Below are 12894 nucleotides of genomic sequence, written 5' to 3' on the forward strand. Positions count from 1 at the left end.
GCTGAAAATAATAATGTTACGAAACTGCCCGAAAATGTGATGAATTTTTCAGAAGCCAATCTTTTGCCGTTCTTCCTGTGGTTGTTGTGTGCCAATGCGCAGTAAATCGCCCAGCAAACGTTGCTGTTCAAATTTTTCACGCCAGTAGTGGGCGGCCAGTTGCCATTTTTCTACTTCCGATTTCAGCTTTTCATTTTCCATTTGTAGTTTCTCCATACTGAAATCTACAGGCTGCAGGTCTATGCCCATCAGCTCTATAATATTTACCTGCAACAGTCCAGCTATTTCAGTTGCCCTGGCAATGGTCAGTTCAGTTTTGTTGCGCTCAATATCGCCATAGGCTGTGGTAGAAATCCCCAGCATATCGGCCATGTTTTCTTGCGAAAAACCTTTTTTTTGGCGTGCCTGACGAATTTTTTCTCCGATATTCATAGTTATAAATTGCAAACAAAACGTAAAGTGATAATAGTGCGGTAAAACGGTCTTTTACAGATAAACGTTTTTTGTATTGAAATGTGTTCAAAACAGCTCCGATGCCATATTGCTTAGGGTTGCCATGGCAGTTTTAAAACCCGGGCAGCCGTAAAATCGGAATTTCTGATAAAATATCTGTATTTCTGACAACAATTTACTGAAAGAAATTACATCTTTGTATCGAACAAAACGAAAATATAGAAAGTTCTTAAAACCGAACTTCGTGCTATGGTTTCGTGTTGAAGAATTATATAATCAGAAATTTAATAGAATATTGTACTATGCATTTTGGAGAAGAATTTCGTAAGTATGCTGTTAACCACATGGGTATGAGTGGTCTGGCGCTTGATGACTACATGAAACATAACGTTACCAACATGACGCCCAACATCATTGAAGAGCGCCCGATGCGTTTTGCAGCCATTGATGTGTTTTCGCGTCTGATTATGGACAGAATCATTTTCTTAGGTACTGCTGTTGATGACTACGTTGCAAACGTAGTAGTAGCTCAGTTGTTGTTTCTGGAGTCTGTTGATGCCAAAAAAGATGTTTTAATGTATATTAACAGCCCTGGTGGCTCTGTATATGCCGGCCTGGGTATGTATGACACCATGCAGTATGTACGCCCTGATGTGGCTACTATCTGTACATCATTGGCGGCCTCTATGGGTGCGGTATTGCTGGCAGGCGGTGCAGCAGGTAAGCGCTCTGCTTTGCCTCATGCCCGTGTGATGATTCACCAACCAAGTGGTGGCGCCCAGGGGCAGTCGCGCGACATGGAAATTACGGTGAAAGAAATCATTAAACTTCGCAGAGAATTGTATGAGATTCTGGCTAACCACGCCGGTAAAACAATAGAGCAAATTGAGTTGGATTCAGACCGTGACTACTGGATGAAAGCCGAGGAGGCCAAAGAATACGGCTTGATTGACGAAGTGCTTTATCGTGAGAAATAATTAAGTAATTGCCATCAATCGTGGGGCTTTCTGTTGCTGTAAAAGGCACTAGAAAGCCCCATTTTTATGCCTGATTCAGGTCTTTTCTTAGGTGTAATATATCGGAAAAGTACAATTTTTGACGAGCTTAAATACTTATAGTTTGATTTTTAACTTTTCAAAATTGCCATATAAAAACTAATAAGTCTGGCTTTGCAGCAGAAACGAAAGTACGAATAATTACTTCTGAAACACGCACCAAAACCAATTAGTTGCTTAACGGTATAAATTTAATTTTAAGGTTTTTTTAAGAATTGTAAATTTTAAAATGCTGTATATTAGTGTTTTATGATTTACTTTAAAAAAAACTGAAAAAATATTTGGATAATAGAAAATAAAATCCGCTATCTTTGCAGTGCAAAAAACAAAGACAAACATGTATCTATTGAAACTAAATATAGCAAAGGGCAGTAGCACAAGAGTGCTTCCGTTTGATATGGATACATGCAGGGTAATTAGTAAATTGAGGTAGAGTTCATACACCGAAATATACAAAGCCCGGCATTCTTGGAAAGTCGGGCTTTTTTAATGTAAAATAACCAATAAAGAAATTTTATTATGGCAATCAGAAATTCATATCAGCAGCATATCAATCCGGTGAATCCGAAACGATTCGATAAGGATTTACTATGTCTGAATGAAAATGCAGGTATTGTATTTTTTGATAAGCGTGATAGATGTTTTGATGCAGCAAAAAAACTGAGGTTTAAGTGTTTATGCACATAGATTTGTTCTGAACTGAACAACAGCATAAGCCCGGCCTCTGTTACTAACAAGGCCGGGCTTATTGTTTTTTAGCCCTCTTCAAATTAGCTGTGATTGGTGGAACATTGGTGAAATGGTTATCACGTTACCCTGGCAGGGTAGTGTTATGGGTTCGAGTCCCGTATGTTTCGCGATAGAAATGCAATTGAACCTGATGAGGGTTTCTGTATAGCCCCATAGTATTGGTGACGAAGACCTATATGCTGTCAGTTAAGTTTCTATTAACGACTCTGTGTGTTGAAGGTTCGAATCCTTCTTCCTCGCAAGGAATAGCTCAATGGTAGAGCAACAGACCAAAAATTGCAGGTTCGAATCCTGCCGGGCTCGTGAGGGCCTGTGGCGAAATGGTAGACGCGACGGATAATTTATCCTACTAACAAAACCATCAGTCTGAAATTATTCTGGCGTTTTCTCTGGAAAACGCAGTTCAGAAAAGCCAGAAAAGAAGAGGATACCGATACACAGAAGTAATTGCTTTGTTGTCTGAAGGCCATCATACGCCAGCCGGATTGATGCACCGGTTGAAATGAACAACCGCCTGTTCAGGGTCTAAGGTCAACAAACCAGTTATTAAAGTTTATCTTAATCTGATTTCCGTTTCAAAGAATGGAATAACGTAAGACTGATTTTTAACCATGTAATTATTTAAAAAAATGAAAAGGATAAGAGTAAATGCCAATCAATTCGGGTTGGTTTTGAAAGACGAGGCTTTTATGCAATTGCTTGAAAAAGGTGTATACACCTTCTGGGGAAGAGAAGAAGTCTATCTTTACAATAAAGGAACAGCTTTTAATGCCCCAATAGAATTGAACGTCTTATTGCAACACGCCGAAGTAGCCGATGCTTTAGAGGTAATTGAAGTAAAAGATAACGAATTGGCCGTTCAGTTTGAAGACAATCGTTTCTTAACTGTGCTCGGAGCGGGTAAATATGCGTTCTGGAAAGGTATTAAAAACTATACCTACATCATGGCAGACATCAGCAAGATTGAGATTACTGAGCCGCTCAGCATTCAGTTAATCAGTTCTAAATTATTGCCTTATGTGAGAGTTCATGTAGTTGAGACTTACGAAAAAGGTGTTTTGATTGTGGGTGGAAAATTTGCCGGTATTCTTAACGGAGGTACTTATTACTGGTGGAAAAACAGCATCAGTATTCAGGTTGCCAAAGCTGATATGCGGAATTTACAATTAGAGGTTTCCGGACAGGAAATTCTTACTAAAGACAAAGCCAACATCCGGTTAAATGGGGTTGTTCAATACCGTATCACTGATATTGTAAAGGCTTTGTATGAAAACAAGGACTGCGACAGGCAAGTTTATATTTTACTCCAATTAGCCTTGAGGGAGTATATCGGAGGATTAACCCTCGATGAGTTGTTGGATAAAAAAGATAGCATCGGTGAGTTTATCATGAAAAGTGCTTCCGGAAAAGTAGCTGATTTAGGTATTGAAATCAGGAGCTTTGGTATCCGTGACATTATCTTACCAGGAGACATGAAAGATATCATGAACCAGGTATTAATGGCTGAGAAAAAAGCACAGGCGAACATTATTATGCGGAGGGAAGAAACCGCTTCGATGCGTAGCTTGTTGAACACTGCCAAATTGATGGAAGAAAACGAAACCTTGTGGAAATTGAAAGAGATGGAGTATGTGGAGAAAATTGCAGACAAAATCAATAACATTTCGGTTTCTGGTAACGGACAAATCTTGGATCAATTGAAGCAGATTTTTGTGAAAAATTGAAAACAACACAGGGGCATAAATGATGCCCCTCAATAACAAAGTATTAAAATGGAAACAACGATTTCATTAGATGAAATATTAGTATTGGGAAACATCCCTGAAAACCTGCATGGAGTTTTCATGAGAATCACCAATGGGCTCATTCAAAAAGCGGAATACCCCAAAGAAAAAGTATTAAGACTTTTTGCAGAGATGCTGGCAAATCCGAAGAAATTTGCCAATTCAAAAAACAAAGTTACTAATCTGGCAAAAGAGCTTTACCTGTTGCAAAAACAAGGCAATAAAGTGGAACTTTCAGAAGAAGGAAAAACGTATCTGCCTGAAGAAATACCACATTTTGCAATAGACCGGAAGGAGAAACAAAAAGAAGGCATGTTTCAATTAGCAACAGCCTCAATACCTTATAAGATATATGGTGCAGAACATATAGAAGAGGGAGCCGTTGCACAAATGGAAACAGCCATGAGCCTGCCTGTGGCAGTAGCAGGCGCATTAATGCCCGATGCGCATCAGGGTTACGGCTTACCTATCGGGGGCGTACTGGCTACTACTGCCAATACGGTTATACCTTATGCAGTAGGCGTAGATATTGCCTGCCGCATGTGCCTTTCAGTATATGATTTACCCGGTGATTTTTTTAAACGCCAACCCGGCTTGCTAAAAAAAGCATTGGTTGAAAACACAAAATTCGGTATGGGTGGAGAAACTGCTCATAAATTTGATGAAACCATAATGGACAAAGCCGAATGGCAAGCCACAAAAATAATCAGAGACCTGAAAGATAAAGCCTACCGACAATTGGGTACATCTGGCACGGGTAATCACTTTGTGGAGTGGGGAATTGTTGAGGTATTTGCCGAAGATGATTTGCTGGGAATACCCAAAGGTGAATATCTGGCTTTGTTGTCTCATTCAGGCTCTAGAGGTTTTGGTGGAGCAGTTGCCAACTATTACTCACAAATTGCCAGGCAAAAAACCAAATTGCCAAAAGAAGCGGCCCATCTGGCCTGGCTGGACATGAATACCGAAGAGGGGCAGGAATACTGGATAGCCATGAATCTGGCAGGTGATTACGCTTCGGCTAACCATCATGAAATACATAAGAAGATAGCAAAGATGATAGGTGAGAAGCCTATAAAAATGGTTGAAAACCACCATAACTTTGCATGGAAAGAGGTATTGGCCGATGGTACTGAAGTGATAGTCCACCGAAAAGGGGCTACTCCGGCAGGGCGCAACGATTTGGGGATTATCCCCGGCTCTATGACAGACCCCGGCTTTGTAGTACGTGGAAAAGGTGAGGCAGAGGCTCTCAATTCGGCTTCGCATGGGGCTGGGCGATTGATGTCGAGAAAAAAAGCTTTGAGCTCTGTTACCAACAGCGCCTTAAAGAAAGCGCTGGCCGAAAAAAATGTGTACCTGATTGGCGGAGATTTAGATGAAGCGCCTATGGTTTACAAGAATATTGAAGCCGTGATTGCCTCGCAAACTGAATTAGTTGACGTATTGGCTAAGTTTACACCAAAAATTGTAAGAATGGCTGATGCCCAAACCACCAGAAAAGAAGGACGGGAGGATTAATGCCTCTCGTTTTTTTATCAGATTTCAGTAATTTGATGCTTCCAGATTGAAATAATTCTATTCTTTCTGAACTGTTGGGATGAATACTCTAAGTGCGCAATTATTTCTTCTTCAATGTTGGGTCTTCTAAGAAGTTTTTCTAACTCAAATTTAACAAATTCTTTTACAGGTTTATCAGACTGAAGTATGCTTTCGCTGATTTTAGTACAATTATTAAAAATATAAATGATATCCTCAAAGTCACTATTCCATCTATAGTCTTTGCCGTGTCTTACTGATTTGAGCGCCTCTAATTTTGAAGATATAAAATAGGCAACAGGAAATATCTGAATTGAAGTCTCCTGGTCTAATGAAAAATCAATACTATTTTTTACCCCTTCTATATACCATTTATTCGAAAACCCTAGAATACCCTCTTCGTTTGGCATTATATCAACAGTAATACCAAGAAATTTATATCGGCAAATTACATTCGAGTCAATATCGTTTTTAAATCCTAAACTCCTTATTTGCTCTTCTATGTCGCTGTAATCTCCTCTACTAATTACTTCAACTACTACATCAATATCATCAGTAATGCGTACATCTTCTTTTGAAAGGTCATCGGCATATAGAGATACAACAGCACCTCCTACAAAAACAATCTTATTTTTAATAGGAAGTAAGGCATTAGCTATTATTCTTAACCTTTCTATATTCAGAGATTGATTGGAGGCCATGCGTCTGTTATGCGTTTTTCAAGTTCTTGTGATGCTATTTTGATTATTCTTGAGCTGCCTGTTCTGATACCATCAATCAATGATAACAATTCGTATAAATTATTATTTTGCCTGACAATTGAGGGTATTGATGGATATAGAGGTTCGATAACCTGACCTCTTATATCTCCCTCAGGGTGTTCCCAAATGTATTTATCTTCTGATATTATCAAGTGCTTCAAAGGGTCAGCCGAATGAGCGGTTGCAATGCCTCTGGCTAGACCTGCCGGTCGAGCCGGGAAGACGTATTTTATACCATAAATCAGAAAATCAAGTAAAGCTCTTTTGTTAATCTTTTTGGTTTTTACATCTTCTATCAAACCGGAAAAGCTGGATCTATATAGAGATTCAGAAATTTCTGATTCACTAATTTGTAGTATTTGAGCTAGTGTTTTATTGTTTGCCGGTATCACGACAAAGTCTTTTAATTGAAGTTTATTTTCTTCCGCTTTTGACTCGAAATTAGACTGATTCCATGCATTGGATATCTTTGAACTTGCAATAATTGCCATAAGAATAACTATATCTTGTGGCCGCATGCCATTATGTTTCTTCATGCAAATTGATTTTTGATTTGCAATTTGCAAATCGAGAATCGAGAATCAAAGCGTTTTGTGAAAAATATGATGGATTATTAATGGAATATGTCAGATGAAAATAAAGAATGGACCCAAACCACCAGAAAAGAAGGACGGGAGGATTAACGCCTCTCGTTTTTTTATGACTCCAGAAGATTAATAATTTCTACCAATTCGGCTATCATCATGGCAGTGGCACCCCATACAATTTGGTCATCTACCACAAAACCCGGCGTTTCAAATTTGTAGCCTCTGGTTTCTACCTGTCGCGTCTGCACGGTTTCAGGATTGATAAATACAGAAAGTGGTATTTCAAGTATGTCGGCTACTTCGCGGGCATCCGGATAAAAATCGGGCTTATAATTAATGTATCCAAGTACAGGCTGGCATAGCAGATTTGAAGGTACTATATATAGTTCTGTCAGATTACCCAGAACTTTTACATCAGATGCCTTGATGCCAATTTCTTCCTGCGCTTCTCTTAAAGCCGTATGCTGAATATTTTTGTCTTTCAGTTCGGCACGTCCACCCGGAAACGCCATTTGTCCACCATGCACACCGTCATATTGCGGGCGCAAAATAAGCGGAACCAGTATGTCTTCTCCTTTGGGGTAAAACAATATTAAAACGCCGCTTCGCCGGGTGCTATCATTAGGTTCTCCTTTCAAACGCATACGGTTGGGCGACATCTTTCTTACGATTTCAGCATGACCCGGCAAGGGTTGATTGTTTAATCTGTCGGAGAGTTTACTAATGAATTCAGCGAAGGTCACGGGGGTAAATAGACTTTAGGTTAATATTTAGTTTCTGCAATATAAGCAAAAATCTCTATCATTTAACCTTAATTACCATAAAGTCGGGCCAATTGTTCGGCACATCTTTCACCGTCCATTGCAGCAGACACAATGCCTCCTGCAAAACCTGCCCCTTCTCCACATGGGAAAAGTCCTTTAATTTGCAGATGTTCCAGTGACTCTTTATCTCGCGGAATCCGCACCGGCGACGACGTCCTGCTCTCAATGCCAATCAGTTGCGCCTCGTTGGTAACGTAACCTTTTATCATCTTTCCGAATTGCCTGAATCCATCCTGTAACGGCCGGGCAATGAAATCGGGCAGTACTTCAACCATATCTAAAGAAGTTAAACCGGGTTGATACGACGTAGCATTCAGAGAAGCTGAAATCTTGCCATTCAGAAAATCAGAAAGCCGCTGGGCAGGTGCTAACTGGCAATGGCGATTTTCGGTGTCAGACTTGTTTTCTTCATTCATTAAAGCAAATGATTTACTTTTGAGCGCAAAATTAAAAGCCCGTTGTTCTACTTCTTTTTGCAGTTCAAGTCCGGCCAAAGGCCCCAGGTTTTTATTTTTCTGCCAATCGGCTTCATTGATGGCTACAACAATGCCTGAATTAGCAAATTTTGAATCCCGGCGGTTGGGCGACATCCCGTTAACCACCAGCTCGCCCTCGTCTGTTGCCGACGGCACAATAAAACCACCTGGACACATACAAAAACTAAAAACCCCCCTCTGTACATTATTATAATAGGTTTGCGCTACCAGACTATAAGCGGCAGCCGGTAGTATTCCCCGTTCGGGGCGGTGATACTGGTGCTGGTCTATCAATGACTGCGGGTGTTCAATGCGCACCCCCATAGCATAGGGCTTGGCCTCTATCAGAATGTTTTTACGGTGCAGCAGCTCAAAAATATCTCTTGCCGAGTGGCCGGTTGCCAATATCACGGCAATACCCTGATACTCCCTGCCATCGGCTACACTTACACCTTTTATCTGGTCGTTAACAATCTTTAAATCAGTTACTTTGGTGTTGAAATGAATTTCGCCACCTGCAGCCAGAATACTGTTGCGTAAATCGGCTACTACATTGGGTAGCTTATTGGTACCAATGTGCGGGTGTGTATCTACCAGAATCTGCGGGGTAGACCCATGCGCAACCAGTATTTCAAGAATACGCCTCACATCTCCACGCTTTTTAGAGCGGGTGTATAGCTTTCCGTCAGAATAAGTACCAGCGCCACCTTCTCCAAAACAGTAATTAGAATCCGGATTAACTATGTGTTCCTTATTAATGGCCGAAAGGTCTCTTCTGCGTGCCTGTACGTCTTTGCCTCTTTCCAGCACAATTGGTTTAATACCCAGTTCTATCAGTCGCAAGGCAGCAAATAAACCTGCTGGCCCTGCGCCTATCACAATAGCCTGCCTGTGGCTGCTCACATCTGCATAATTCTTCTGAAACTCCATTACCGGAGCAGGTTTTTCTCCTATATATAATTCCAGATCCAGGTTAACTTTCACCTGGCGGTTGCGGGCATCAATAGACTGGCGGAGTTTCTGAATGTGTACGTCTTCGGTAGTTGCAGGTAAAGAAGCCTGTTGAAGAACAAAATGCCGTAGGGCGGTATCATCAAGAGCCACCTCCGGCTCAAGTGTGAGTGTAAATAATTTGCGCATGATTGAAAGGTGTTTATCCTTTAAATGTCAAAAAAATAAGGTCTTCTGCTGGCAGTAAACCCTTATGTGTAAATCTTTTTGTCAAAATTAGGGTTTTAAAGATTAAATGGCAAATTTGAGTTTATATTTGCGTAAGGATTTAGCCGATAGGAAGGATATAGAAATGGGATATTTTAAAGATATAAAATTAGGAATACAGACCACCGTGAAAGGCATGAGCCTGACGCTGCGTCACTTCTTGAATGCACGCCAGAGCAGAAAACCTATATCTGTACAGGACCCTGATTATTTTAAGCAGGATGTGGGCATTGCAACGCTCCAGTTTCCGCACGAAACAATTGCAGTACCTGATAACGGCAGATACCAGTTGGATTGTGAGATAGATGATTGCATTGTGTGCGATAAGTGTGCCAAGGTTTGCCCGGTTGATTGTATTGATATTGAACCCATTAAATCAGCCGGCATTATTGATTATGCCTCTGACGGCTCGCCGATACGCTTATATGCCGGAAGATTTGATATCGATATGGCCAAATGTTGTTTCTGTGGCCTTTGCACAACAGTATGCCCTACAGAATGCCTGACCATGACCAACGAGTACAATTTCAGCGTGGTAGATGTGGCCGATATGAACTTTGCTTTTTCAAATCTTTCGCCCGCGCAGGCAGAAGAGAAGAAGAAATTATATAACGACTACGTGGCTGCTAAAGAGGCGTTTAAGGCGATACCCAAAGAGAGTATTCCGGAAGTTGAAATGCCCGAGAAAAAGCCTAAAACAACCTTTAAGCCTGCCATGAGGCCGGTTGTGAAACCCGCCGCAGAAAAAGAAGATGCAGATAAGGAGCCAGAAACAAAAGCAGATGCCCCGAAACCGGCCTTCAAGCCGGCATTTAAGCCTGTAATGAAACCGAAAATTGCCGATGCTGAAAATATAATACAGGAAGACGGAAAGCCGGAAGAAACGCCGAAGCCTAAGATATCATTTAAGCCTGTGTTTAAACCGGCTGTTAAACCGGAATCAGAAGCCCCACAGAGTATTGCACCGGAAGAAGCAGCACAGGAAGCAGCGCCTAAACCCAAGACGGCGTTTACACCTAAGTTTAAGGCGGTTTCAAAGCCTGAAAGTTCTGAACCTGAAAGCATCGCGTCTGAGGAAGTTACGCAGGAGGAAGCACCCAAGCCCAAGCCTGCCTTTGTGCCTAAGTTTAAGGCCGTGGCAAAACCAGTAGAAACATCAACAGAAGATAAAACAGGAACAGCAATACCAGCGGCTGAATTAGTGCCATCTGTTGAGGCTAAAGCAGAAGATATTGAGTTGGAAATGCCTGTTAAAGCAGCGGTAGGGGAAGCAGCACCCAAGCCCAAACCAGCCTTTGTGCCTAAGTTTAAGGCAGTGGCAAAACCAGCAGAAACATCAGCAGAAGATAAAACAGAAACAGCAATACCATCGACTGAAATAGTGCCAAAAATTGAAGCTAAAGCAGAAGATATTGAGTTGGAAATACCTGCTAAGGCAGAGGTAGAAGAAGCCGCACCCAAGCCCAAACCTGACTTTGTGCCTAAGTTTAGGGCGGTATCAAAACCAGCAGAAACATCAACAGAAAATAAAACAGAAACAGCATTACCATTGGCTGAAATTGTACCATCTGTTGAGGCTAAAGCAGAAGATATTGAGTTGGAAATACCTGTTAAGGCAGAGGTAGAGGAAGCCGCACCCAAGCCCAAACCTGCCTTTGTGCCTAAGTTTAGGGCGGTAGCAAAACCAGCAGAAACATCAGCAGAAGATAAAACAGAAACAGCATTACCGGCGGCTGAATTAGTACCATCAGTTGAGGCTAAAGCAGAAGATATTGAGTTAGGATTAACTGCCGCCCTTATTAATGAAAACGTTCCTGAAAATACATCGGTTTTGAATGAGTCAGCAGAACCAGCCATGGTTGAGGCGGATATAAAAGCTGTTGAAGAAACAAAAGAAATAGAATCACCCGGTGCCGTATTCATGCCTTCTGTCGAAGTAGAAGTACAATCAGAAATAGTTGATACTGAAAAAACGGCCGAAGCAATTAGTACCGGGCCTGTTGAGGAGGCTGAAAAACGGGAAACAATTGAAAAACCTGTAACAGAGGAAACACCAGAAGTAGCATTGTTGCCTGTTGATACCGTTTCTGTTATTGAATCTTCAACAAAAACAGCTGAAAAAGAACCCCCTCTGGCAAAAGAACAAGTAACTGAGCCTGCACCATTACCAGAGCCTGTTACAGATGCAAACAAAGAGGCAGAACCCACCATTTCATTGTTTGGTAACTTTGCCCCAAAAGATGCGCCAAAGCCCAAAGCTAAGGCTGTACCTAAACCGGCCGCCAGCCAGTCTTTATTTGATTTAGATGGCCCGGCAGGAGAGAAGATGCCGAAAGAAACGCCGAAACCTAAAGGCAGGTCGGCCCCTAAACCGCCCAAGCAGCAGTCGTTGTTTGACTTTGGTAGTCCGGAAGAATAAATAATTTCAGCATAATAATTTTAACAGGATTTCAGGCTATCCCCTGAAACGCGGTCAAGAATAACATATAACCAGGTTTGGAAGATTTACTTAAACATATTGATGAAGAGCTGGTAAAGCAAATTGCCTTCTTTTTTATTGCAAGCATTACCATTGGCGGGGCAGTTTATCTGCTTTTTACCAGAAACGTACTCTATGCGGCATTCAGCCTTTTGGTTACTTTATTGGGCATGGCAGGGTTATATGTCTTTGCCGGGGCTGACTTTCTGGCAGTGAGCCAGATTATGATTTATGTTGGCGGTATTCTTATTCTGATGATTTTCGGTATCATGCTTACCAATAAAACCAAAGACAAACAGGCGGCAGATAAAGTGAATACAATACTGGTAAGCCACCATAACCGGTTCTGGGGGGTGTTGGTAGCAGGTTTATTGTTTTTAGGTTTTCTGAAAGTAATTTTTACCGCCAATTTTCATCTGATTACCCGCCATACCATTCAGGGAACCACCGTTAATAAAATAGGCGTAGAGCTGATGACTAACTATGTATTGGCTTTTGAACTCATTGGCTTGCTTTTGCTGGCAACACTGGTTGGTGCAGCTTACGTGGCAAAAAAGGATAAAGTGTAGAGAAAAATTATTCACTAATCCGCAATTCACCATTCACGATTACTTACAATAAACAGATGATATACATACAAAATTACCTCATAATCGGGGCCATTCTGTTTTCTATAGGGTTGGCAGTAGCAGTAACCAAGCGTAATGCTATTCTGGTGCTGATGGGGGTTGAATTGATGCTCAATGCGGTTAATCTGAATTTGATTGCCTTTAGCCAGTATGACCCTAACCGGCTACAGGGACAAATGTTTGCACTCTTTGTGATGGTGGTGGCAGCAGCAGAAATTACGGTTGCATTGGCGATTATTTTGAAAATATATGATTATTTCAAGAATATTGATTTGGATGGGGTAAGTGAATTAAAAAAGTGAAAAAAGTATTTGACAAATACATTTACGCTTGCTACCT

11 protein-coding genes and 1 tRNA gene are annotated in these 12894 nt (G+C 41.2%); 7 read left to right on the top strand and 5 right to left on the bottom strand.

Translation table 11 applies throughout. From position 1 onward, the window contains the following. Positions 1-48: 48 nt before the first annotated feature. A complete protein-coding gene (locus tag NZ848_RS15430; RefSeq protein WP_253534152.1) occupies positions 49-432 on the bottom strand; it encodes a helix-turn-helix domain-containing protein in 384 nt (127 codons plus the stop codon). A 323-nt stretch (positions 433-755) separates the two neighbouring features. On the opposite strand from NZ848_RS15430, the gene NZ848_RS15435 reads away from it, so the two are divergent. The 4 genes from NZ848_RS15435 (at position 756) to NZ848_RS15450 (ending at position 5563) form a co-directional block, all read left to right on the top strand. Then, positions 756-1430, top strand: coding sequence for an ATP-dependent Clp protease proteolytic subunit (locus NZ848_RS15435; protein WP_253534154.1), 675 nt, complete (start codon positions 756-758; stop codon positions 1428-1430). An 863-nt stretch (positions 1431-2293) separates the two neighbouring features. Next, positions 2294-2365, top strand: a tRNA-Ala gene (locus NZ848_RS15440). Positions 2366-2887: 522 nt separating this feature from the next. After that, the gene (locus tag NZ848_RS15445; RefSeq protein WP_259016265.1) at positions 2888-3982 is read left to right on the top strand and encodes a slipin family protein; all 1095 of its coding nucleotides are present in this window, start codon (positions 2888-2890) and stop codon (positions 3980-3982) included. Positions 3983-4030: 48 nt separating this feature from the next. Further along, on the top strand, positions 4031-5563 hold the full coding sequence (locus tag NZ848_RS15450; RefSeq protein WP_259016266.1) for an RtcB family protein: 1533 nt from the start codon (positions 4031-4033) through the stop codon (positions 5561-5563). Positions 5564-5580: 17 nt separating this feature from the next. On the opposite strand, the gene NZ848_RS15455 is transcribed toward NZ848_RS15450, so the two are convergent. The 4 genes from NZ848_RS15455 to NZ848_RS15470 form a co-directional block, all read right to left on the bottom strand. Next, positions 5581-6282, bottom strand: a complete 702-nt coding sequence (locus NZ848_RS15455) for a hypothetical protein (RefSeq protein WP_259016267.1) — start codon at positions 6280-6282, stop codon at positions 5581-5583. Then, positions 6261-6878: a hypothetical protein gene (locus tag NZ848_RS15460; RefSeq protein WP_259016269.1), complete on the bottom strand. Its 618-nt coding sequence runs from the start codon at positions 6876-6878 to the stop codon at positions 6261-6263. Before NZ848_RS15460 ends, NZ848_RS15455 begins: the two co-directional genes overlap by 22 nt. 161 nt (positions 6879-7039) lie before the next feature. Further along, positions 7040-7672: an NUDIX hydrolase gene (locus NZ848_RS15465; protein ID WP_259016271.1), complete on the bottom strand. Its 633-nt coding sequence runs from the start codon at positions 7670-7672 to the stop codon at positions 7040-7042. 68 nt (positions 7673-7740) lie between these two features. Further along, positions 7741-9369, bottom strand: coding sequence for an NAD(P)/FAD-dependent oxidoreductase (locus NZ848_RS15470; RefSeq protein ID WP_259016272.1), 1629 nt, complete (start codon positions 9367-9369; stop codon positions 7741-7743). 127 nt (positions 9370-9496) lie between these two features. Between NZ848_RS15470 and NZ848_RS15475 the strand changes: the two genes are divergently transcribed. From NZ848_RS15475 to nuoK, 3 genes are all read left to right on the top strand, one after another. Then, the gene (locus NZ848_RS15475) at positions 9497-11866 is read left to right on the top strand and encodes a 4Fe-4S dicluster domain-containing protein (RefSeq protein WP_259016273.1); all 2370 of its coding nucleotides are present in this window, start codon (positions 9497-9499) and stop codon (positions 11864-11866) included. Between the two features lie 77 nt (positions 11867-11943). Then, positions 11944-12495, top strand: a complete 552-nt coding sequence (locus NZ848_RS15480) for an NADH-quinone oxidoreductase subunit J family protein (protein ID WP_259016274.1) — start codon at positions 11944-11946, stop codon at positions 12493-12495. Positions 12496-12551: 56 nt separating this feature from the next. Continuing rightward, positions 12552-12857, top strand: coding sequence for an NADH-quinone oxidoreductase subunit NuoK (nuoK, locus tag NZ848_RS15485; protein ID WP_259016275.1), 306 nt, complete (start codon positions 12552-12554; stop codon positions 12855-12857). The last annotated feature ends 37 nt before the right edge of the window (positions 12858-12894 follow it).

The organism is Emticicia fluvialis (assembly GCF_024793945.1).
GTDB lineage: Bacteria > Bacteroidota > Bacteroidia > Cytophagales > Spirosomataceae > Emticicia > Emticicia fluvialis.

Excerpts from the sequence above, each read along its gene's own strand:
- NZ848_RS15445 (WP_259016265.1), top strand. The coding sequence starts at position 2,888 with ATGAAAAGGATAAGAGTAAATGCCAATCAATTCGGGTTGGTTTTGAAA.
- NZ848_RS15435 (WP_253534154.1), top strand. The coding sequence starts at position 756 with ATGCATTTTGGAGAAGAATTTCGTAAGTATGCTGTTAACCACATGGGT.
- NZ848_RS15455 (WP_259016267.1), bottom strand. The coding sequence starts at position 6,282 with ATGGCCTCCAATCAATCTCTGAATATAGAAAGGTTAAGAATAATAGCT.
- nuoK (WP_259016275.1), top strand. The coding sequence starts at position 12,552 with ATGATATACATACAAAATTACCTCATAATCGGGGCCATTCTGTTTTCT.
- NZ848_RS15470 (WP_259016272.1), bottom strand. The coding sequence starts at position 9,369 with ATGCGCAAATTATTTACACTCACACTTGAGCCGGAGGTGGCTCTTGAT.
- NZ848_RS15460 (WP_259016269.1), bottom strand. The coding sequence starts at position 6,878 with ATGAAGAAACATAATGGCATGCGGCCACAAGATATAGTTATTCTTATG.
- NZ848_RS15430 (WP_253534152.1), bottom strand. The coding sequence starts at position 432 with ATGAATATCGGAGAAAAAATTCGTCAGGCACGCCAAAAAAAAGGTTTT.
- NZ848_RS15450 (WP_259016266.1), top strand. The coding sequence starts at position 4,031 with ATGGAAACAACGATTTCATTAGATGAAATATTAGTATTGGGAAACATC.